This is a genomic window from Nocardia sp. NPDC004151 (assembly GCF_042874235.1).
GTDB lineage: Bacteria > Actinomycetota > Actinomycetes > Mycobacteriales > Mycobacteriaceae > Nocardia.
In genome coordinates, this window is record NZ_JBIAMR010000009.1 from 151,962 (window position 1) to 174,350 (window position 22,389).

Genomic DNA, 22,389 nt, shown 5'->3' on the forward strand with positions numbered 1-22,389 from the left:
AACGGCTACCCGGGGTATTGACGCCACACCAGATGTCCCACCCCATGTGTACGAGGAGCAATCGTCTTGACCGACTTGATGCACCCTACGTCGTCGAACTCCACCAACGGGTCACAGGAACCCCAGGGCGGATCGGCACGCAAAAGCCCGGCGGGGGGCCGGGTTCGAGTGATTCGCGAGGGGGTGGCGTCATACCTGCCGGACATCGACCCGGAGGAGACCAGCGAATGGCTCGACTCCTTCGACGAAATGCTGACCCGCGAGGGCCCCGGCCGCGCCCGCTACCTCATGCTGCGCCTGCTGGAGCGCGCCGGTGAACGCCACGTCGCGATCCCCGCGCTGACCTCCACCGACTACGTCAACACCATCCCCACCGAGAACGAGCCGTGGTTCCCCGGCGACGAGGAAGTGGAGCGCCGCTTCCGCGCCTACATCCGCTGGAACGCCGCCATCATGGTGCACCGCGCCCAGCGCCCGGGAATCGGTGTGGGCGGCCACATTTCGACCTACGCGTCCTCGGCGGCGCTCTACGAGGTCGGCTTCAACCACTTCTTCCGCGGCAAGGACCACGCCGGCGGCGGCGACCAGGTGTTCATCCAGGGCCACGCCTCCCCCGGCATCTACGCCCGCGCGTTCCTCGAGGGCCGGTTGTCCGAGGATCAGATGGACGGCTTCCGCCAGGAGTACAGCCACGGCGGGCCCGGCGCGGGCCTCTCGTCCTACCCGCACCCGCGCCTGATGCCGGACTTCTGGGAATTCCCCACGGTCTCCATGGGTCTGGGCCCGATGAACGCCATCTATCAGGCCCGCTTCAATCACTACCTGCACGACCGCGGCCTCAAGGACACCTCCGATCAGCACGTGTGGGCGTTCCTCGGCGACGGCGAGATGGACGAGCCGGAGTCGCGCGGCCTGATCCAGGTGGCCGCCAACGAGGGCCTCGACAACCTGACCTTCGTCATCAACTGCAACCTGCAGCGCCTCGACGGCCCGGTCCGCGGCAACGGCAAGATCATTCAGGAGCTGGAGTCGTTCTTCCGCGGCGCCGGCTGGAACGTCATCAAGGTGGTGTGGGGCCGCGAGTGGGACTCGCTGCTGCAGGCCGACCGCGACGGCGCGCTGGTCAACCTGATGAACACCACCCCCGACGGCGACTACCAGACCTACAAGGCCAATGACGGCGCCTACGTGCGCGAGCACTTCTTCGGCCGCGACCCGCGCACCAAGGAACTGGTGAAGGGCCTGTCGGACTCCGAGGTCTGGAACCTCAAGCGCGGCGGTCACGACTACCGCAAGATCTACGCCGCCTACGCCGCGGCCATGGCGCACAAGGGCCAGCCGACGGTCATCCTCGCCAAGACCATCAAGGGGTACGGCCTGGGCAAGCACTTCGAGGCCCGCAACGCCACCCATCAGATGAAGAAGATGACCCTCGACGATCTGAAGGCGTTCCGCGACGTGCAGCGCATTCCGATCACCGACGCCGAGCTCGAGGCGAATCCGTACCTGCCGCCGTACTACCACCCCGGCATGGACGCCCCCGAGATCCAGTACATGATGGCCCGCCGCGGCCAGCTCGGCGGTTTCGTCCCCGAGCGCCGCACCATGTCCAAGCCCCTGCAACTTCCGGGCGACGAGGCCTACCGTTCGGTCCGCAAGGGTTCGGGCAAGCAGAGCGTGGCCACCACCATGGCCTTCGTGCGCCTGATGAAGGAGCTGTTGCGCGACAAGGAAATCGGCAAGCGCATCGTCCCGATCATCCCCGACGAGGCCCGCACCTTCGGTATGGACTCGTGGTTCCCTTCGTTGAAGATCTACAACCGCAACGGCCAGTTGTACACATCGGTCGACGCGGAATTGATGCTCGCCTACAAAGAGTCGAGCGTCGGCCAGATCCTGCACGAGGGCATCAACGAGGCCGGTTCGACCGCCAGCTTCACCGCGGTCGGCACCTCGTACTCGACGCACGGCGAGCCGATGATCCCGCTCTACATCTTCTATTCGATGTTCGGCTTCCAGCGCACCGGCGACGGCCTGTGGGCGGCCGCGGATCAGATGGCCCGCGGTTTCGTGCTCGGAGCAACCGCCGGGCGAACCACACTGACCGGTGAGGGCCTGCAGCACAACGACGGTCATTCGCTGCTGCTGGCGTCCACCAACCCCGCCTGCGTCGCCTACGACCCGGCCTTCTCCTTCGAGATCGCCCACATCGTGCGCGACGGCATGCGCCGCATGTACGGCGGCGGCGTGGCCACCGGGTACCAGGAGGCGCTGCCGGGCACCGATCCCGAATCGCACTCGGTGCACCACGAGTTCGGCGGCGAGGACATCTTCTACTACATCACCCTCTACAACGAGCCGTATGTACAGCCGGCCGAGCCGGAGAGCATCGACGTCGAGGGCCTGCTGAAGGGCATCTACCTCTATCAGCCCGGTTCGGCGGGAATCCTGCGCGCGAACATCCTGGTCGCGGGCGTCACCATGCCCGACGGCCTGCGCGCCCAGGAGATGCTGGCCCAGGACTGGAACGTGCAGGCCGATGTCTACTCGGTGACCTCATGGGGCGAGCTCCGCAAGGAGGCGCTGTCCAAGGAGATCGCGAAACTGCGCCACCCCGACCAGGATCAGGGCCTGCCGTACATCACCGAGGTGCTGTCCAAGGCGCAGGGACCGTTCGTGGCGGCCTCGGACTGGATGCGCGCGGTGCCCGATCAGATCCGCCAGTGGGTGCCGGGCGAGTACATCACCCTGGGCACGGACGGTTTCGGTTTCTCCGACACCCGCCCGGCCGCGCGCCGCGTCTTCAATGTGGATGCCGCGTCCATCGTGGTGGCCGCGCTGCAGGGACTGGCCAATCAGGGCCGGATCGCACAGGCGACGGTGGCCGAGGCGGCCCGCCGGTACGGCGTCGACGACGTGAACGCCGCGCCGAAGGCGGCACCCGGTACCGAAGGCGGCGACGCATAGCCGAACATAAGAACTGTGGAACGTAAACCGCCGAGGCCGCGCCGGATAAACGAAGAGGGCACCTCCTCCCACGAGGTCTATCTTCCGACCGGCGCGCTCTCCCCGAATCGGCAGACGCGCGACCCGCTTCCGGACACCCTCCTGAAACGGGTCAAGCAGTTCTCCGGTCGCCTGTCGACCGAGGCCGTGGCCTCGATGCAGGATCGGTTGCCGTTCTTCGCCAATCTGGATGCCGCCCAGCGGGCCGGGGTGCAGATGCTGGTGCAGACGGCGGTGGTGAACTTCCTGGAATGGCTGCAGGACCCGGAGTCCGACATCCGGTTCAGTCTCGATGCCTTCCAGGTGATTCCGGACGATCTGGCGCGGCGGCTGACGCTGCGCCAGACCGTCGACATGGTCCGCGTGGCCATGGAGTTCTTCGAACAGTGGCTGCCGGCGCTGGCCCGCAACGACCGGCAGCTGGTGGCGTTGACCGAGGCGGTGCTGCGCTACGGGCGTGAGCTCGGGTTCGCCGCCGCCTCGGTGTATGCCTCGGCCGCGGAGTCGCGCGGCGCGTGGGACACCCGATTGGAAGCCTTGGTCGTCGACGCCGTGGTGCGCGGCGACAACGGCCCGGAGATGCTCTCCCGCGCGTCCACCCTCAATTGGGATGCGACGGCACCGGCCACGGTCCTCGTCGGCACTCCACCCAAAGATCAGGTGGCCGTTGTCAGTTCCGTACATGCGGTGGCCGCCCGGCACGGCCGTAACGCGCTCGCAGTGGTGCAGGGTTCGCGGCTGGTAATGGTAGTCAGCGGACATCTCGGGGACCCGATGTATCCGTCGCAGTTCCTGGCGGATCTGCTGGCGGATGCCTTCAGTGAGGGCCCGGTGGTGATCGGCCCGACCATGCGCGCACTGTCCGCGGCGCACGTGAGTTCGGTGGAGGCGATGGCCGGGATGGAGGCCGTGGTGGGCTGGCGGGGAGCCCCCCGACCAGTGCATGCGTCCGAATTGTTGCCCGAACGTGCCCTGCTCGGGGACCGCGCCGCCATCGACGCCCTGAACGAGCTTCTCGTGCTACCGTTGGCCGCCGCCAGCGCCGATTTGTCGGACACGCTGGACGCGTATCTGGATTGCGGTGGAGCCGTCGAAACCTGCGCCCGCCAGCTGTTCGTTCATCCAAACACGGTGCGCTATCGCCTCAAGCGGATCGGCGACATCACAGGTCGGGATCCGATGAATCCGCGCGATGCCTATGTGTTACGTATCGCGGCCACAGTAGGCCGGCTGACACGAACCCGTAACGAATCACCCACTCCTGCCACTGATATGACTCCCGTCACAGAGCCCAAGGATGGGGTGTAACGAGATTCGGGGATCGGGCGATCCGGGCAACCCACATGGTCTTTTGTGGACTCCTCACAAAACTGCCAACGAAGCTTCATTCGCGCCGACATCTCGTGAGAGCCGCCTCACAGTGTTTTCTTAAACCCGTGATCGCATTGCTCACGCCCGGACAGGGCTCACAGACACCCGGCATGCTCACCTCATGGCTGGAGCTTCCCGGCGCCGCGGACCGCGTCGCGCTGTGGGGCAAGGCCGCGGGGCTGGACCTGCTGCGGTTGGGCACGACTGCGACCGCCGAGGAAATCGTCGACACGGCTGTCACCCAGCCGCTCGTCGTCGCGGCCGCCCTGCTGGCTTTCGCCGAAATCCCGCAGGATTCACTGCCCGCCGATACAGTCGTCGCCGGACACTCGGTCGGTGAGTTCGCCGCCGCCGCCGTCGCCGGAGTCATCTCCGCCGACGACGCGGTCACCTTGGCCGCCATCCGCGGTGCGGAGATGGCCAAGGCGTGTGCGCTCGAGCCGACCGGAATGTCCGCGGTGCTCGGCGGTGACGAAGCGGAGGTTCTCGCTCGCCTCGAGGAACTCGGCCTGGTTCCGGCCAACCGCAATGCGGTGGGTCAGATCGTGGCCGCGGGTAAGCTCGAGGCGCTCGAAGCCCTGGCCGTGAACCCGCCCGAAAAGGCCCGCGTCCGTGCTCTGCCGGTCGCCGGCGCCTTCCATACCGCGTTCATGGCACCCGCCCAGGACGCGGTGGCGGAGGCCATCGCCCAGATCGTCCCGAACGAGCCGGTCCGGACCCTGCTGTCGAACTTCGACGGACAGCCGGTCAGCTCGGGCAAGGATGCGATCGACAAGCTCGCTGCTCAGGTCACGCGCCCCGTGCGCTGGGACCTGTGCACCGAAACGATCCGTGCGGCAGGGGTTTCCGCGGTGGCAGAGTTGCCGCCGGCGGGCACCCTGGTCGGCATCGCCAAGCGGGAGCTCAAGGGCACCCCGAACCTGGCGCTGAAGACCCCCGCGGATCTCCCCGCGCTCGCCGAGCTGACTTCAGCAAGCTAGCTTGGCTGGCGGCCCGCTCCCATCAACGGCGATGGAGCAAACCGGGTCGCAAACAATGAATCCCCACCCCTCTACAGAAGATAAGGAGCCACCACAGTGGCCGCTCTGACCCAGGAACAGATCGTCGAAGAGCTCGGTAAGATCATCGAAGAGGTGACCGGTATCGAGCCCTCCGAGGTCACCATCGAGAAGTCCTTCGTCGACGACCTGGACATCGACTCGCTGTCGATGGTCGAGATCGCCGTCCAGACCGAGGACAAGTACGGCGTCAAGATCCCGGACGAGGACCTGGCGAGCCTGAAGACCGTCGGCGACGCGGTGGCGTACATCCAGAAGCTCGAGGCCGAGAACTCCGAGGCTGCCGAGGCCCTCAAGGCCAAGCACCAGGGCGAGTAGGACCGACACCGTGACCACTCCTTCCACCTTGAACGGGAACTTTCCCAACGTCGTCGTAACGAGCATGGCGGCGACCACGTCGATCGCCGGTGACGTCGATGCGACGTGGAAGGGCCTCCTCAATGGCGAGAGCGGCATCGAGACGCTCGAGGACGACTTCATTGCGGAGTACGACCTTCCGGTTCGTATCGGCGGCCACCTGAAGGTGTCGCCGGACACCCTGCTCGAGCGGGTCGAGATCCGCCGCATGGCGTATGTCGAGCGACTGGCCACCGTGCTCGGTCGTGAGGTCTGGAAGAACGCCGGCACCCCCGAGGTCGACCCGCTGCGGCTGGGTGTGGCCATCGGTACCGGTCTCGGCGGCGGCGACGCGCTGATCGATTCGGTGGACAAGCTGAAGAACGGTGGCTACCGCAAGGTTTCGCCGCTGGCCGTTCAGATGGTCATGCCGAACGGTCCGTCCGCCGTGGTCGGCCTCGAGCTCAAGGCCCGCGCGGGAGTGGTCACTCCGGTCTCGGCCTGCTCGTCGGGTTCGGAGGCCATCGCCAACGCCTGGCGGATGATCGTCATGGGTGACGCCGACATGGTGGTCACCGGCGGTGTCGAGGGCTTCATCGACTCGATTCCGATCGCCGCGTTCTCCATGATGCGGGCCATGTCGACTCGCAACGACGATCCGAAGGGCGCCTCGCGTCCCTTCGACAAGGATCGCGACGGCTTCGTCTTCGGCGAAGCGGGCGCGCTCATGGTCCTCGAGACCGAGGAGCACGCCAAGGCTCGTGGCGCCACCATCCACGCCCGCCTCATGGGCGCGGGTATCACCTCCGACGGGTTCCACCTCGTGGCTCCCGATCCGGAGGGCAGCGGTGCGGCTCGCGCCATGCAGCGCGCGATGCAGACCGCGGGTCTGTCCGCTTCGGACATCACCCACGTGAACGCTCACGCGACCGCCACCCCCGTGGGTGACACCGCGGAGGCCAACGCGATTCACAAGGCCGGCGTCAAGCACGCCTCGGTCTACGCACCCAAGTCGGCCCTGGGCCACTCGATCGGCGCCGTCGGCGCACTCGAGTCGATTCTCACGGTGCTCAGCATCCGGGACGGTGTCGTCCCTCCGACGCTGAACCTCGAGAACCAGGATCCGGCGATCGATCTGGACGTCGTGCACGGCACAGCGCGCCATCAGGACATCCAGTACGCGATCAACAACTCCTTCGGTTTCGGTGGGCACAATGTCGCGCTCGCCTTCGGCCGGTACTGACGCGCAGTTTTCACGATCAACCGTCTAGACGAACCGCGCACTTCTAGAACCGGTCAGTAAGACAAGCGGTCCCGGCAGGGGATTTTCGGATCGAGATCCCAAACCTTGATCCCCTGCCGGGATTTCGACATTTCGCAGCCGCTCTCAGCGACCGCATTTTCCTCATGAGGAGAGTTTGCGATGACCATCATGGCCCCCGCACACGCGGACACCACGACCGATCCCCGTGACCCGCTGGGTCGGTTGCAGCGCTTCTTCGATCCCGGAACCGTTCTCCCGCTCCACCCCCGCGACAAGTCCGGCGTGCTCGCCGCCATCGGTGAGATCGACGGTGTCCGCACCGTCGCCTACTGCTCCGATGCGACCGTGATGGGCGGCGCCATGGGCGTCGAGGGGTGCAAGCACATCGTCGATGCGATCGATACCGCCATCGACTCCAAGATTCCCGTTGTGGGCCTGTGGCATTCGGGCGGGGCGCGACTGGCGGAGGGCGTCGAGGCCCTGCACGCCGTCGGCCTGGTCTTCGAGGCCATGGTCCGCGCGTCCGGTCAGGTCCCGCAGATCTCCGTGGTGCTCGGCTTCGCCGCCGGTGGCGCCGCCTACGGCCCGGCGCTGACCGACATCGTCATCATGGCTCCGGAAGGCCGGGTCTTCGTGACCGGTCCGGACATCGTGAAGACGGTGACCGGTGAGAGCGTCGACATGGAGACCCTGGGCGGCCCGGTCACCCACGGCAAGAAGTCCGGCGTCTGCCACATCGTCGCCGATGACGAGCAGGACGCGATGCACCGTGCGCGCCGCCTGGTCTCGATGTTCGCCGAGCAGGGCGAATTCGACCTGGCCGCCGCCGCGCACGGCGATGTCGACCTCAAGGCCATGATGCCGGAGTCGGCCAAGCGCGCCTACGACGTCAAGCCGATCATCAACGAGCTGCTCGACAATGTCGACGGCGAAAGCACTTTCGAGGAACTGCAGGGCGGGTACGCCCGGTCCATGGTGGTCGGTCTGGGTCGCCTCGGCGGCCGCACCGTCGGCGTGCTGGCCAACAACCCGATCCGCCTGGGCGGCTGCCTCAACTCCGAAAGCGCCGAGAAGGCTTCGCGTTTCGTGCGCCTGTGCAACGCGTTCGGCATCCCGCTGATCGTCGTCACCGACGTGCCGGGCTACCTGCCGGGCGTCTCGCAGGAGTTCGAGGGCGTGGTGCGCCGCGGCGCGAAGCTGCTGCACGCGTTCGCCGAGGCCCGCGTCCCGCGCGTCACCCTGGTGACCCGCAAGATCTACGGCGGCGCCTACATCGCCATGAACGCCCGCTCACTGGGTGCGACGGCCGTGTACGCGTGGCCGGGTTCCGAAGTCGCGGTCATGGGTGCCAAGGCCGCCGTCGGCATCCTGCACAAGAAGGCTCTCGCGGCCGCCCCCGAGGAGGAGCGCGAGGCCATGCTGGAGCGGCTCACCGAGGAGCACGAGCGGATCGCGGGCGGCGTCGAGCGCGCCATGGCGATCGGGGTCGTGGACGAGGTCGTCGACCCGGCCAAGACCCGTTCCACCATTGCCGCCGCGCTGGCCGCCGCGCCGTCGCGGCCGCAGCACAACAAGAACATTCCGCTGTAATTCGTTACGCGGCAACGTCATAGCGGGCGGTCTCTTCGGAGACCGCCCGCTTTGCGTTGCGAGGGAACCGATCCGGGTCAGACCGGAGGAATGTTCGCGTTGTGGTGGAAGACGTTGTCCGGATCCCACTCGGCCTTCAGGGCGGTGAGGCGGGAGTACTTCTCGCCGTAGGATTCCTGGAGACGGGCGGGGTCGTCGTCCACGAGGAAGTTGACGTAGCTCGCCGAGGAATTGGCGTACGGGCGCAAGGCATCCCAGAAATCGCGGGTCCACTGCCGTTCCGACGCGAAATCGGCCGGGTCCGGGGTGATGGCGCTGATGTTGATGGCCCAGCAGGGGTTGCGGGAACCGCTGAATGCCGTTGTGTCCTCGTGGGTTTCGCTGTAGCGGCCGCGTAGCGGGAAGATCGGGACCAGGGTCAGCGGGGAGCGGCGCCGCGGGAAGGTGCTGATCAATGTAGCCAGGCAGGCATCCGACAGATCGTCGACGTAGAGGGACTTCTCGTACGCGTGCAGTCCGGGCGGGGCGGACTCGTCGAACATCTGCTGCAGCGCGGTGTACGGGAGCGGGGTGACCAGCTCCCAGGCCGGGGGCGGGGCGGCATCACGCAGCGGCTTGACGATGGCCTCGAGCTCCTCCGGATCAGCGAAACCGGCCACCGCCACCACGAATCCCGGCTGCCCCTGATAGTGCTCGGGCACGAACGGGGCGGGCGGCGCGCTGACCGCCATGATCACACCGCCGTACCCCTTGGGCAGGCCGGCGATGAGTTCACGCCCGGCGGCCAGACCCTCGGCGGCGTGCTCGGGAGTCCAGCACAACATGGTGAGCTGGGCCAGCGCCGGGACGTCGTGCAGGGCGAAGGTGAGGGTGGTGACGATGCCGAAATTGCCTCCGCCGCCACGCAATCCCCACAGCAGTTCGGCGTTCTCACGCGGTGAGGCGACCACGACGCGGCCGTCGGCGGTGACGACCTCGGCGGCGACCAGGTTGTCGCAGGTCAGGCCGCAGCGCATGGTGAGCCAGCCCATGCCGCCGCCCAGGGTCAGGCCGCCGACACCCGTGGTGGAGATGAAGCCGCCGGTGACGCCCAAGCCGTGCGCGGAGGTCGCGGCGTCGGCCTGCGCCCAGGTCGCGCCGCCGCCGATGTGCGCGAGTTCTGCGTCGGTGTCGACGGTGACCGAATCGAGGGCTCGCAGGTCGATCATCATGGCGTTGTCGGCGACCGCGTGGCCCGCGTAGTTGTGGCCGCCGCCGCGCACGGTGATCTCGAGGTTGTACTGCCGCGCGGCCAGCACGGCGGCCGCGACACCCGCCGTGGAGGCGGGGCGGACGATGACGGCGGGGCGGCGGTCGATGCCGCCGTTCCAGACTTGACGGGCCGTGTCGTAGTCGGGGTCGGCGGGCGTGATCACCACCCCGTCGACGGCCGAGCGCAGTCCCTCGATATCGATTTCCGCAGTGGTCATGGTCCGCTCCTCAAAGGTGTCGGTCTGCCTCCGTGGCGAAATTCAGGCTGCGCTGTACGGGTTCCACAGCACATCGGTCATTCGCCCTATTGAACGCCGCCGCTCGGGTGTCCGGAAGTACGCAGGAGACGCGGAACGGGTTCATGGGCCGGAGCGCGCCGAAATGGTCGGCGAGTCGTCCGTGGCGCGTGTCCCGCTGGTGCGGCGGGCCGGGTGGCCAATCGCCGGGCGGGGGCCGATGGCCGGGCGTATGGTGACCTGGCTGGCATTGGGGTGACTGGCGGAGGCGGCGGTATGCGGCTCGATCCGGGGGCGGAATTCTCGGGGTTCACGATCGAGCGAACGCTCGGCACGGGCGGCATGGGGGTCGTGTATCTGGCCCGCAATCCCCGGCTGAACCGGCTGGTCGCGCTGAAGGTGCTCGGTGAGCTGATCGCCGGGGACACCCGGGGGCGGGCCCGTTTCGAACGGGAGGCGGCGCTCGCGGCCCGCCTGGAGCACCCCAACATCGTGGCCGTCTACGACCGCGCGGCTTCTGACGCCGACCTGCCGTGGATCAGCATGAAATACGTCGGCGGCGGCGATGTGGCGCAGCGGATGACCGAGCGCGGCGGCCCCCTCCCCGACGACCACGCGGTCCGCATCCTCACCGACGCCGCCCGCGCGCTGGACTACGCCCACCGCCACGGCATCCTGCACCGCGACGTGAAGCCCGGCAACATCCTCCTCGACGACGACCCCGCCCACCCCGGCACGGACCGAAAGCGCGCCGTGCTCACCGATTTCGGCATCGCCCGCGCCCTCGATGACACCCTCACCCTGACCGGCACCGCCGCGACCTTCGCCTACGCCGCCCCCGAACGCTTCCACGGCGCCACCGCCGACCACCGCGCCGACATCTACTCCCTCGGCTGCACCTTCTACGAACTCCTCACCGCCCGTCAGCCGTTCCCGCACACCGACCAGGCCGCCGTCATCGCCGCCCACCTCAACACTCCCCCGCCCCGCCCCACCGACATCCGCCCCGAACTTCCCTCCGGCATCAACGACGTCATAGCCATAGCCCTCGCCAAGAACCCCGCCGACCGCTACCCCACCTGCGCCGCCCTGGCCGAAGCCGCCACCCAGATCCTCATCCGATCCCGCCCCGCAAACCCCCGCACCGCCCCAACCCTCGCCGCCGCACCCCAACCCGAACTCATCGACACCCTCCCCGCCGCCTCCGCCTCGCCCCCCGAGCCCGATCTCCGCACGGCGAGAAGCGCCGAATCCACCGGCACTCCATCCGGTTCCGCCGATCCCGATGCGTTGACCGGCATCCCCGAATCGATCCGAGCAGCCCTCGACAGCCCCCACCCGGAGATCCGTCGCGGCGCAGTACATGCCCTGAGCAGCCGCCTCTCATCGATCGACCGGCCCCAAGCCGATGCCGCCCGAAAAGCCCTGCACTACATAGCACTCCACGACAACCCCGCCGTCGCGTCCTACGCCCGCGAGGTCCTGGGCGGAGCCTCGACCATGGACAGCCCGCGCATGCCCGGCAGCCGCCCGAGGCGCGACCATCCGCAGCCCGCGACGCTCGCCGAAATGTCCGGAGCCACACCGGCCGTTCGGGGCACGGACCACCCGGATTCATTGTCGAGCAGGCAATTCGGCGGAGCGCCAGGATCGCACGGCGAACCCGACCCGCTCCGCGATCGCGAAGGCCCAGCGGGAGCGGGAGACGTAGCCCGGCACAGCCGGCTTCGGCGGGCTGACTCCGGTCGCGCGAACCATGGCGACGCGGGGCGAAATCCGATTCCTGGCGAGCAGAACAGCATCCGAACCGGACCGGGGGCCGAAGCGATCCCGAAGGGTGAGGACACGGTCGCGGCGGCCGGGTCTCCCCAGAGGGCGCGACGACGCGAGGCGAAGCAGCGTGCGCGACCAGACCGTGGGCTCGCGGGTCGGCGGGGCATGGTCGCCGGTGTCACCACCGCGCTGTCCGGAGTTGCGGCGCTGGTCGCGGGTGGCGTGTTGCTGGACAGTCGGCATATGCCCTTCGCCGATTCCTCCGAGTACGACGCGGCGTACCGGTTCGATGACGTTCTCGCGCACGGTTCCTGGTATCTGGCGGCCGTGACCTGGCTGTCGGTCATCGCAGGGCTGTTCACATTCTTCCCACGGCCCCATCGGACCACGCGGCAGGCACTGGTGGCGGGGTTCGCCTCGACCAGTCCGTGGGGCGCCATCGTCATCGCCCGGCTGGAGGGTTGGATCGCCTCGGATCGCCCGGGGTTCGCGACGTCCACCGGCGCTCACTTCGCGCTGAACGCGCACCTGCTCCTGGGTCTGGCGGGGTTGCTGGCCGCGGCGACAGTGCTCCTCGGCGCGCCTCGATTCGAATTCCGGTGGCCGAGTGGCAGATGCGCGATCGCGACGGCGGCTCTGGCGGTGTCGGGTTGTGTGCTGCTGAGTGCCGTCCTCGTGTTGTCCACCATCAGCCCGCCGATCCTGCGCACGGATTTCCTCTGGCAGTTCGCCTCGGCGGCGGTCCTCGCTCTGGCTCCGGCCGCACTGTCGGCTCTCCATCCGCGACGGCTCGCCATCCTGCTCACCCTCGGTTGCGTGGCAGGTGAAGCGGTGATCAGCGTTCTGCTCATCACTCAGTCGGTGTCGATCGGCGACAGCACTGCCGAGCATTGGATTCTCGCCCTACCCGTGCTGTTCTCGACGACGCTGCTCGCCTTGGGCGTGGTCAATGCGGCCGAGCTGGTCCGCACCGGCGATAACCAGCGATCGGCGTGATCCGTCCGGTCGAATCAGTGCGGTCGCACCGGCGAGTGGTGCGCGAATCCGTTGACCGGGTTCAGGACTGGAGTCGGACCCTGTCGGCGGATTCGTTCTGGCTGGCGCATTCCTGGTACGGGTTGGGGTTGCCCGCGCGTTCGCCGCAGACCCAGCGGATGGTGGCGACGGTGACGGCGATGTCGCCGCTGGATTGTTTGGCGCGTTGGTCGGCGTAGGCGCCCGCCACGGAGAGGGCGGTGGGGCAGAAGTCGTTGCCCTTGGCGGTGGAGGCGACGACGGCGAGTCCCCAGGGGCCGGTGCCGCACTGGACGGCGTCGTGGCCGGCGGCCGGGAAGGCGGCGGCGGAGGTGGCGGGTTTGGCGGCGCTGCTGGTGGCGTCCGAAGAACTGTTGTTGGTGGCGTCGTTGCAGGCGGTCAGGGTGAGGGCCGTGGTGATGACGGCCAGTGCCGTGCCCGCGATCTGCGCTGTGGTCCGCACGAATCCTCCTCGTCGGCTGCCCCTCCCCTGGGCATTCTGCCCGTTTCGGGGCGTTTGCGACGGCAGGCTCGCATGGTTCGGCGGTCCGCGCGGTGTGTCCGGTGGTGCGGGTCTAGCCGACGTCGCGGCGCAGCCAGGTGACGTCCGCGCCGTCGCCGCCGAGGCGGTAGGGCTCGAGGATGTCGTCCCAGGCGGTGCCGAGGGCGCGATCGATTTCGGCGGTGATCTCGGCGGCCGAGCCGCGGCCGTGGGCGCGGGCCTCGGCGACGATGGCGCGCAGTCGCATCTCGCCGACCATGACGTCGCCGCTGGCGCCGGTGGCACCGCTCCACATGCCGAGGCCGGGGACGAAGCTGAAGCGTTCGCCGTCGACGCCCTCGCTGGGTTCCTCGGTGACTTCGAAATGCAGAACGGGCCAATCGCGCAATGCTCTGGCTAATCGACCTCCGGTACCGACTGGCCCGAACCAATCGGTGGTGGCGCGCAGATGTCCGGGATCGGCGGGCTGGACGGTCCAGCGGAGTTTGGCGGGGGCCTTGAGGGTCGAGGTGAGCGCCCATTCGATATGCGGGCACAGCGCGGCCGGCGACGAATGGACATAGACAACCCCAGACGTCGCCTCCGCGAACTGACTAGACGCACGCACCACTGACACCTCCGGCTCGACGAGGTACGTCTTCCCCAACGACCCCTGGTCCGAGCGCGGTGTGGCCCGAGCTTACTGGAGTGCCCGATGATGCGTGTGTTACTCCGCGACCGTGTCGCCGTCTACGCAAACTCCGCGATCGCGGCATCACTGAGGGGCGGCCACGCGGCCCGGGCCCAGTCCCCGAAATTCTCGTCCGCGAGCGCGAGACACGCCATACCGACGTCCGGATCCACCCAGAGGAACGTTCCGGATTGCCCGAAATGCCCGAAGGTGCGCGGCGAGTTCGCACCCCCGGTCCAGTGCGGCGCCTTGTGGTCGCGGATCTCGAATCCCAGTCCCCAGTCGTTGGGCCGCTGCGAACCGTAGCCGGGCAGTACGCCATTGCGTCCCGGGAATTGCACTTCGCTTGCCTCGGAAGCCAATTCGGCACTTAGAATCTCCGGTGCCAGCAATTCCTCAGCGAAGCGCAGCAGATCTGCGACCGACGAACGGCCCGCGTGCCCGGCCGGACCCGTCAACACCGAGGAAGTCATACCCAGCGGTTCGAACACCGCCTCGTGCAGATACCGGTCGAACGCGATACCGGTCTGCGCCGCAACGAAATCCGCGAGCACCTCGAAGCCGGCGCTGGAGTAGATCCGCTTCGCGCCCGGCGCGGCCAGCACCGCGTCGGTGTCGAAGGCCAGCCCGGAGGTGTGGGCGAGCAGGTGCCGCACGGTGGATCCGGGCGGCCCGGCGGGCTGGTCGAGCTCGATCGCCCCCTCCTCGACCGCCACCAGGACCGCGTACGCCACAAGGGGTTTGGTCACCGAGGCGAGCGGAAACACTCGCGCGGCATCCCCCTCGGTGTCGACCACACCCTTGCCCCGGACGACGACACCCGCCGCCACGTTCCGGACCGGCCACTGTCGAATCTGCTCGAGCGCTCGCATACGTCGAGCCTAGGCGGCCCGGTTCAGCGCCGATCGCCGCCTGCCGTAGCCGAAGTACACGAGCAGCCCGACCGCCGACCACACGGTGAACGCCAGCCAGGTCACCCCGGGCAGATGGACGAGCAGCCAGACGCACATGCCCACGCCGATCACCGGCACCACCGGCACCAGGGTCCGGAAGGAGCGCGGCAGGTCGGGCTTGGTGCGCCGCAGCACCAGCACCCCGATGTCCACCAGCCCGAAGGACACCAGCGTGCCGATATTGGTGGCGTTCACCAGTTCTCCCAGCGGCACCAGCGCCGACAGCACCGCCACCACGCCGCCCACGATGAGCGTGTTGATCGTCGGCACCCGATTCTGCCCGACCCGCGACAGCACGCTCGGCATGAGCCCGTCGCGGGACATGGCGACCAGGATGCGGGTCTGCCCGTACAGCACGGTCAGCACCACCGAGGCGATGGCGATGACCGCGCCGGCCGCGAGGATGGTGGCGGGCCAGCCGCGCCCGGTGACCTGGTCGAGCACGGTGGCCAGGGAGGCGCCGGAGCTGCTCACGTCGTCCACCCCGACCGCGCCGACGGCGGTCAGCGCCACCAGCACGTACATCAGCGTCACGATGCCGAGCGAGATGATGATGGCGCGCGGCAGATCCCGCTGCGGGTTCTTGGCCTCCTCGCCCGCTGTCGAGGCGGCGTCGAAGCCGATGAAGGAGAAGAACACCATCGACGCGGCCGCCCCGATCCCGGACATACCCTCCGGCGCGAAGGGGTGCAGGTTCGAGGAGTCGAACGCGGTGACCGCCACGGCCACGAAGAACACCAGCACCGCGACCTTGATCACGGTGGTGACGGTGGTGACCCGCGCGCTCTCCCGGATGCCGCCCAGCAGCACCGCGACGGCCAGCAGCACGACGACGGCGGCGGGCAGGTTGATCACCCCGCCCTCGCCCGGCGGCTGCGCGAGCATGTCCGGGATCCGCCAGCCGACGGTGGATCCGAGGAATTCGTTGAGGTACGCGCCCCACCCGACCGCGACGGCCGCCACCGAGACGCCGTACTCGAGCAGCAGGCACCAGCCGCACACCCAGGCCACGACCTCGCCCAGCGTCGCATAGGTATACGAGTAGGCCGACCCGGATACCGGCACGGCACCGGCGAGTTCGGCGTACGACAGCGCCGAGAACAGCGCGGCCAGCGCGGCGATGACGAAGGAGATGACGACGGCGGGCCCGGCCAGCGGCGCGGCCTCGCCGAGGACGACGAAAATGCCGGTGCCCAGCGTCGCGCCGACCGACAGGGCGATCAGCGGGATCAGGCCCATGCTGCGGCGCAATGCGGTGTGCTCGCCCTCGGAGGTGAGTTCTTCCACCGGCTTGGTGCGCAGCAATGATGCGGTAATCCGCGGGATTCCGGGCATGTCCGGCCACGATACCGGTTCGGACCGGCAGGAATGCCTCGCGCCCACCAGGTCCGGGAAGTGCACGACCAAACAGCAGCTATGCCTTGGCTTCACGAGGTGTGCGCCGCGTCTACCGCCTGACCGATGCTCCGGCTGCGCGCAGCAGCGCGGTGGTGACACCTCGCCTGCGCGGGCGGTCTCGGCGTGGACCCCCGTGCCGGCGGACGGCGAGGTCACCGCCCTGGCGCTCCGCGGGAACCCGGTTACGATCGTCCCCATCATGAGTGAGCAGGTCACGGTCCACGGCGAGGTGGACGCGGGTTTCGGTCCGGTCGCCGACGCGTTCCGCCGCAATTTCTCCTGGCACGGCGAGATCGGTGCGGCGGTCGCCGTCTTCGACGGGGATCGGCCGGTGGTGGACCTGTGGGCGGGGTACCGCGATCGCAAGCGCACGGTGGCGTGGGAGCGCGACACCATGGCCCCGGTGTGGTCCTCGACCAAGGGCATGACGGCGTTCGCGGTCGCGTCGGCGGTGTCGAAGGGCCTGCTCGACTACGAGGATCCGGTGGCGTTGCACTGGCCCGAGTTCGCCGCGCACGGTAAGGAGTCGATCACCGTGCGCCAGCTGCTCGACCATCAGGGTGGCCTGGCGGCCCTGGATCGCCCGTTCCGGCTCACGGACATGGCGGATCTGGACGGCATGGCGGTGGTGCTGGCCGAGCAGAAACCGTTGTGGCGGCCGGGAACCCGGCACGGCTATCACCCGATCACGGCCGGCCTGTACCAGGGTGAGCTGCTGCGACGGGTGGATCCCGCGCATCGCACGCTGGGCCGCATCTTCGCCGAGGACATCGCCGCCCCGGTGGGCGCGGAGTTCTATATCGGTCTGCCGGAGGAGATCTCGCTCGATCGGGTGGCGACCCTGTCGGCGACCGAGGGCCTGGACATCCTCCGCTACGAGCGGGATCTCCCGGTGCGCATCGGAATCCAGCTCTACAGCAAGCGCGGCCTGTCCTACCGTGCTTTGAACAGCCCGCAGGTCGGCGCGCCCGCCCGGGCCGCCCGCCGCGAGTTCCTCTCGGTGGAGAGCCCGGCGACCAGTGGCGTCGGCACGGCCCGCGCCCTGGCCCGGGTCTACGGCGCGGCGGCCGGGCAGACCGATGAGCTGCCCATCGACCGGGCGCTGCTGGACCGCCTGGCCACCGCCGACACCGCCGACGACGTCCCGGCCGAGGACCTGGTGCTGCTCACCCCGAGCCGCTATCACCTGGGTTTCCGCAAGTCCCGCGGAAGTTTCCGATTCGGCTCCGACAAGCGCGCCTACGGCACCACCGGCTACGGCGGCTCGTTCGGTTTCGCCGATCCGGCAACGGGTCTCGGCTTCGGCTACGTGATGAACCGGCTGGGCATGGCGGTGCTCGACGATGTCCGTTCGCGCAATCTGCGCGACGCCCTGCTGCGCTGCCGCTGATCCTCAGCCGCGTTCGACGTCGTGCACGTGGTGCACGAGGTCGTGCAGGAAATACCGCGCCATGGAGTCGATGGTGAACGCGGAGCCGTTGCTGCGCAGTGCGGCCCGGTCGTGTTCGTCGTCCGGCACGGCCGCGAAGGCGCCGGCGACCACGTCGACCGCGGCCGCGAGTTCGGCTGCCACGGTGGCGGTCTCGGATGCTCCGTAGTTCTCGGCGAGCGCGGTGGCGTCCTGATCCCAGTTGGCGAACATGGGAATCCCGTTGTCCCCCACGGTGACCGCGGTGTCGTAGGCGGCGATCACCGGCCCCGGCCGGGGCCCGCCGGTGCGCGCGATGTCGAGCCGATGGGTGAAGATCCGGCACACGTCGCGTACATGGGCCGCGTATTCGAGCGCGGACCAGGTGGAGTCGTCGGGGCGGACCCGCGCGTCCGGCCGTTCCAGCGCGGCCAGCAGCCGGGTGACACTGTCGCGAGCCGACCCCGGCACCGCCGTGAAGGCGATGGCGTCGGGGTCGAACCCGCAGTCGGCGCAGGTGCGTTCGAGCACCCAGGTCCAGTCTTTGGCGTCGGGAACGATCGGCATGGCCCCCAACTTACGGTGGCATTTGTTTGTCGGCCACCAATATTCAGCCAGTCGCCGTCGAGATGGCGACAGGTTTGCCGTCACTCCATCAGCTTGTGCGCCTTGTCGAACAGTTCGAGGGTGATGGCGTGCAGGAAGTCGCCGACCTGCTTGGGCGCCTTGCCCGCGAAGGCGCGCGCATGGGTGCCCTCGAGGACGATGCCGAGCTTGAAGCAGGCCAGCACGGTGTACCAGGTGACATGGCTCAGGTCGCGGTCGGAGAACCGCCCGTAGTGGGCGATCATCTCCTCGGCGGTGGGCAGGCCGCCGACCGCGCCCAGGGTGCCGATCAGGGCCGCACCAGTGGTGCCGGGCTCGGGGCGGGTGGCGATCTGCCAGCCGAGGTCGAGCAGCGGGTCGCCGATGGTGGACATCTCCCAGTCGACCATGGCCACCACGTCGGGGCCGTCGAAGGAGAACATCATGTTGGCGAGGTGGCAGTCGCCGTGCAGGATGCCCGCGGTGGGCTGGACCGGCCGGTTGCGGTCGAGCCAGTCGCCGACCTGCTGGACGCCGGGGATCTCGGGGCCGGGGTAGCCCTCGTTGACGCGGTAGGAGTCGAGTTCCCTGAGCCAGCGCGGTACCTGGCGTTCCAGGAAGCCCTCGGGCTTGCCGTAGTCGGCCAGGCCGAGCGCCTCGTGGTCGAGGGAGCCGAGCCGGGCGATGGCCTCGACCGCGGACAGGCCCATCTTCCGCCGCACCTCGGGGTCACCGGCATGGAGTTCGGGCAGTTCGTTCTGCGGGTTGAAGCCGGTGATGGGTTCCATCAGGTAGAACGACGCGCCGAGCACGGATTCGTCGGGGCAGGCGGCGATCACCTTGGGGGCGCGGATCTCGGTGTCGCCGAGGGCGCCGAGGATGCGGGATTCGCGCTGGATGACGGTGTTGCTGGCGGTGCGCAGATGCTTCGGCCCGCGCCGCAGCACGTAGTCGCGGCCGCCGCGCCGGAAGCGCAGCATGATGTTCTGGGTGCCGCCGCCGAGCGGCTTGACCTCCTCGAACTCGCCGCCGGGCAAGCCCTGCTCCTCCATCCACTTTCCGACGATGGCGAAATCGACGACGTCACGATCCACTTCGGACGGCTGCGCAACAGACATGCCGACCATTGTGCCGTAACGATCGGCGTCAACTGAAGGCAGTCGCCCGCAGAAGGAGAACCGACGGTTCGCGGCCGTCTCGATTCTGGACCGACGGAGCGGGGGAGCGAAGCGGAGGAGGGAAGAATCGAGACCTCGGGGCCGCGAACCCGCCCGGAGCGAAGCGGAGGGCAGAAAGGATACAGCGTAATGTGCGTGGTCAAATGCGCACGCTGTTGATCGATAACTACGACTCGTTCACCTACAACCTGTATCAGCTGATCAGCCGGGTGAACGGGGTCGAACCCGTGGTCGTGCGCAATGACGAGGCGGGGTCGATCGAGGAGCTCGGGCTCGAACGATTCGACAATATCGTCATCTCCCCCGGGCCCGGACGCCCCGACATTCCCCGCGATTTCGGCATCTCGGCGGCGCTCATCGCCGAGTCCGACCTCCCGTTGCTGGGTGTATGCCTGGGTCATCAGGGCATCGTGATCGCGGCGGGCGGCGAGGTGGTCACCGCACCGCGAGCCCGGCACGGGTATCCGGATCTGATCAGCCATGACGGGCTCGGCCTGTTCGCCGATGTGCCGCAGGGGTTCTCGGCGGTGCGCTATCACTCGCTGTGCGCCGCCCAGCCGGCCCCGGCGGCCCTGGAGGTCACGGCCACCACCCCCGATGGCGTGATCATGGGCGTGCGCCACCGCACCCGCCCGCAGTGGGGTGTGCAGTTCCATCCGGAGTCCGTCTCCAGCAAGCACGGTGAACAGCTGCTGCGCAACTTCGCCGAGCTGACCGCCGAATACCATCGCGGACAGGGCGTCCCCCTGCCGTCCGCGCGAACGCCCTTGGCGCACAGTCCGATCCAGGCCGCTGCCCCGGGCCCGGACGACGCACCCGTCCACTACCTCGTCGAGCGGACCGTCGTGGAGCGCGCGGTCGACGCCGAGGCCGTCTTCGACGCCCTCTACGCCGATTCCCCCCACGCCTTCTGGCTCGACAGCGAACACGTGGAGCCGGGCCTGGACCGCTTCTCGTTCCTGGGCGACGCGTCGGGCCCGCTGGCCGAGGTGGTCGGCTATCGGGTGGGCAGCGGCCATGTGGAAGTCGAGTCCGCGACCGGGCGACGCACGGTCCCCGGCAGCGTGCTCGACTACCTGTCCGCCGAGCTACGCCGCCGCCGGATCGACTTCCCGGACGTCCCTTTCGATTTCGCGGGCGGCTACGTCGGCTACCTCGGTTACGAGATGAAGGCCGACTGCGGAGCCGCCGCACCGCACCGCTCCCCCACCCCCGACGCCCAGTGGATCTTCGCCGACCGCCTGATCGTGGTGGACCACGAGGCGGGCCGCACCCACCTGCTGGCCCTCACCGAACCGGAGGCCACCGCCGCCGCCCGGGACTGGCTCGCCACCACCCGCGCCGTCGTGGAAACCCTTCCGACGTGGGAGAATCCGCCGCTACTGGAGCTGCGCGCCGACGAGGCGACGGTCGCGCCGCTGCTGACCCGGGGCCGCGCCCGCTATCTGGCCGATGTCGCCGCCTGCCAAGAGCAGTTGCACGCAGGCGAGTCGTACGAAATCTGCATCACCGACAGCGCGTATCCGCCGGGCGACGCCGACGGTCTGACCGTGTATCGCACGCTGCGCCGCTGCAATCCGGCCCCCTACGCGGCCTTCCTGCGCTTCGCGGACCTGGAAGTCGCCTGCTCCTCCCCCGAGCGCTTCCTCAAGCTGGACCGGGCCCGGACCGTGGAGAGCAAGCCGATCAAGGGCACCGCGAAGCGCGGCCACACACCCGCCGCGGACGCGGAGATCGCCGCGGACCTGGCCCGCGACCCGAAGACCCGCGCCGAGAACCTGATGATCGTGGATCTGCTCCGCAATGATCTGGGCCGGGTCTGCGAAGTCGACTCGGTGCACGTGCCCGAGCTGATGGCCGTCGAGACGTACACGACGCTGCACCAACTGGTCTCGACCGTCCGCGGCAGGCTGCGCCCGGAGCTGGATGTCGTCGATTGCCTGCGCGCCTGTTTTCCGGGCGGCTCCATGACCGGCGCGCCGAAGCTGCGCACCCTGGAGATCATCGACGCTCTCGAAACCGAGGCCCGCGGCGTCTATTCGGGCACGATCGGCTTCCTCGGCCTGGGTGGCACGGCCGATCTGAACATCGTCATCCGCAGCGCGGTCCGCTACGACGGCCGATGGCGGATCGGCGCGGGCGGCGCGGTGGTCCTGGATTCCGATCCCGAGGGCGAGTACCACGAGATGGTGTGGAAGGCCGCGGCCGCGCTGCGCGCCCTGCCCGGTCTGGGCGTCCCGGCGCGCGCTCCGCTCCCCCTACCCTGACCGCCTCCCCTACCCTGACCACCGCGGTCACCTCACTTGCGGCGGCGGGACTTCTCCTGCGGCGGTTCGGGTTCCGGATTGTCACGGCTGCCGGTGAGACGGCCCAGCAGGGAGACGCCGGGGAGCTTGTCGAGTCGCTCGAGAATGTCCTCGCCGAGGGCCGTGACCGATTCCAGCCGGGTCAGGATGCGGTCGTAGGCGACGAAAGCCGGTTCGGCCAGCGCGAGGGTCCGGTCGAGCCGGTCGATGGTCGAGTTGAGGCGCTCGACCGCGATGGTGAGGCTCTGGATGAGGTCGGGCAGCTGCGCCGCGAGCTGGATGGAGGCGGGCGGCAGCCGGACCGCGGTGTCGAACGCGGTCGAGGCGGTGACCTGCGCCGAGTCCAGGGCCAGCCCGGCGGCGTTCTGGGCGGCCTCGACGGCGGCCTGCGCGGCGGCCAGGATGTCGCCGGCGGTGGGCACCCGCGAGCCGGCGCCCTTCCCGCGCGGGGCTTTCTGCTGATCGCTCCCCTTGGGGTTGGTCATCCTTC

Annotated in this window: 17 protein-coding genes; 9 read left to right on the top strand and 8 right to left on the bottom strand. The window is 68.8% G+C overall.

Going from position 1 to position 22,389, the window contains the following annotated elements; all coding sequences use genetic code 11:
• Nucleotides 1-66: 66 nt before the first annotated feature.
• The 6 genes from aceE to ACFYTS_RS21580 all read left to right on the top strand — a co-directional run bounded on the left by aceE (nucleotide 67) and on the right by ACFYTS_RS21580 (nucleotide 8,625).
• Nucleotides 67-2,967 (top strand): pyruvate dehydrogenase (acetyl-transferring), homodimeric type, encoded by a 2,901-nt coding sequence (gene aceE / locus ACFYTS_RS21555; RefSeq protein WP_357278358.1) that lies wholly within the window; start codon nucleotides 67-69, stop codon nucleotides 2,965-2,967.
• Between the two features lie 15 nt (nucleotides 2,968-2,982).
• A complete protein-coding gene (locus ACFYTS_RS21560) occupies nucleotides 2,983-4,314 on the top strand; it encodes a helix-turn-helix domain-containing protein (RefSeq protein WP_357278361.1) in 1,332 nt (443 codons plus the stop codon).
• 128 nt (nucleotides 4,315-4,442) lie between these two features.
• Nucleotides 4,443-5,357, top strand: coding sequence for an ACP S-malonyltransferase (locus tag ACFYTS_RS21565; protein WP_387306656.1), 915 nt, complete (start codon nucleotides 4,443-4,445; stop codon nucleotides 5,355-5,357).
• 96 nt (nucleotides 5,358-5,453) lie between these two features.
• A complete protein-coding gene (gene acpM, locus ACFYTS_RS21570; protein WP_357098105.1) occupies nucleotides 5,454-5,753 on the top strand; it encodes a meromycolate extension acyl carrier protein AcpM in 300 nt (99 codons plus the stop codon).
• Nucleotides 5,754-5,763: 10 nt separating this feature from the next.
• Nucleotides 5,764-7,014, top strand: coding sequence for a KasA/KasB family beta-ketoacyl-ACP synthase (locus tag ACFYTS_RS21575; RefSeq protein ID WP_357278365.1), 1,251 nt, complete (start codon nucleotides 5,764-5,766; stop codon nucleotides 7,012-7,014).
• A 180-nt stretch (nucleotides 7,015-7,194) separates the two neighbouring features.
• Nucleotides 7,195-8,625, top strand: coding sequence for an acyl-CoA carboxylase subunit beta (locus ACFYTS_RS21580; RefSeq protein WP_387306658.1), 1,431 nt, complete (start codon nucleotides 7,195-7,197; stop codon nucleotides 8,623-8,625).
• A 77-nt stretch (nucleotides 8,626-8,702) separates the two neighbouring features.
• Here the strand turns inward: ACFYTS_RS21580 and ACFYTS_RS21585 are convergent, their stop codons facing one another.
• Nucleotides 8,703-10,094 carry an FAD-binding oxidoreductase gene (locus tag ACFYTS_RS21585; protein WP_387306660.1) on the bottom strand — a complete coding sequence of 464 codons (1,392 nt, stop codon included), beginning with the start codon at nucleotides 10,092-10,094 and terminating at the stop codon, nucleotides 8,703-8,705.
• A gap of 294 nt (nucleotides 10,095-10,388) precedes the next feature.
• On the opposite strand from ACFYTS_RS21585, the gene ACFYTS_RS21590 reads away from it, so the two are divergent.
• A complete protein-coding gene (locus tag ACFYTS_RS21590; RefSeq protein ID WP_387306662.1) occupies nucleotides 10,389-12,881 on the top strand; it encodes a protein kinase in 2,493 nt (830 codons plus the stop codon).
• 61 nt (nucleotides 12,882-12,942) lie between these two features.
• On the opposite strand, the gene ACFYTS_RS21595 is transcribed toward ACFYTS_RS21590, so the two are convergent.
• The 4 genes from ACFYTS_RS21595 to ACFYTS_RS21610 form a co-directional block, all read right to left on the bottom strand.
• A complete protein-coding gene (locus ACFYTS_RS21595) occupies nucleotides 12,943-13,362 on the bottom strand; it encodes a hypothetical protein (protein WP_387306664.1) in 420 nt (139 codons plus the stop codon).
• Between the two features lie 112 nt (nucleotides 13,363-13,474).
• Nucleotides 13,475-14,008 (bottom strand): DUF3145 domain-containing protein, encoded by a 534-nt coding sequence (locus ACFYTS_RS21600; RefSeq protein WP_357278377.1) that lies wholly within the window; start codon nucleotides 14,006-14,008, stop codon nucleotides 13,475-13,477.
• 122 nt (nucleotides 14,009-14,130) lie between these two features.
• Nucleotides 14,131-14,943, bottom strand: a complete 813-nt coding sequence (locus ACFYTS_RS21605) for a serine hydrolase domain-containing protein (protein WP_387306666.1) — start codon at nucleotides 14,941-14,943, stop codon at nucleotides 14,131-14,133.
• A 9-nt stretch (nucleotides 14,944-14,952) separates the two neighbouring features.
• Nucleotides 14,953-16,359 carry an amino acid permease gene (locus ACFYTS_RS21610; RefSeq protein WP_387306668.1) on the bottom strand — a complete coding sequence of 469 codons (1,407 nt, stop codon included), beginning with the start codon at nucleotides 16,357-16,359 and terminating at the stop codon, nucleotides 14,953-14,955.
• Nucleotides 16,360-16,621: 262 nt separating this feature from the next.
• On the opposite strand from ACFYTS_RS21610, the gene ACFYTS_RS21615 reads away from it, so the two are divergent.
• The gene (locus ACFYTS_RS21615; RefSeq protein WP_387306670.1) at nucleotides 16,622-17,812 is read left to right on the top strand and encodes a serine hydrolase domain-containing protein; all 1,191 of its coding nucleotides are present in this window, start codon (nucleotides 16,622-16,624) and stop codon (nucleotides 17,810-17,812) included.
• 3 nt (nucleotides 17,813-17,815) lie between these two features.
• On the opposite strand, the gene ACFYTS_RS21620 is transcribed toward ACFYTS_RS21615, so the two are convergent.
• Together ACFYTS_RS21620 and ACFYTS_RS21625 are read right to left on the bottom strand one after the other, a co-directional pair.
• A complete protein-coding gene (locus tag ACFYTS_RS21620) occupies nucleotides 17,816-18,397 on the bottom strand; it encodes a DinB family protein (protein WP_387306672.1) in 582 nt (193 codons plus the stop codon).
• 80 nt (nucleotides 18,398-18,477) lie between these two features.
• On the bottom strand, nucleotides 18,478-19,542 hold the full coding sequence (locus ACFYTS_RS21625) for a phosphotransferase family protein (RefSeq protein ID WP_387306674.1): 1,065 nt from the start codon (nucleotides 19,540-19,542) through the stop codon (nucleotides 18,478-18,480).
• 194 nt (nucleotides 19,543-19,736) lie between these two features.
• On the opposite strand from ACFYTS_RS21625, the gene pabB reads away from it, so the two are divergent.
• Nucleotides 19,737-21,860 (top strand): aminodeoxychorismate synthase, encoded by a 2,124-nt coding sequence (gene pabB / locus ACFYTS_RS21630; RefSeq protein ID WP_387306676.1) that lies wholly within the window; start codon nucleotides 19,737-19,739, stop codon nucleotides 21,858-21,860.
• A 32-nt stretch (nucleotides 21,861-21,892) separates the two neighbouring features.
• Here the strand turns inward: pabB and ACFYTS_RS21635 are convergent, their stop codons facing one another.
• Nucleotides 21,893-22,384, bottom strand: coding sequence for a hypothetical protein (locus ACFYTS_RS21635; RefSeq protein ID WP_357278392.1), 492 nt, complete (start codon nucleotides 22,382-22,384; stop codon nucleotides 21,893-21,895).
• Between the last annotated feature and the right edge of the window lie 5 nt (nucleotides 22,385-22,389).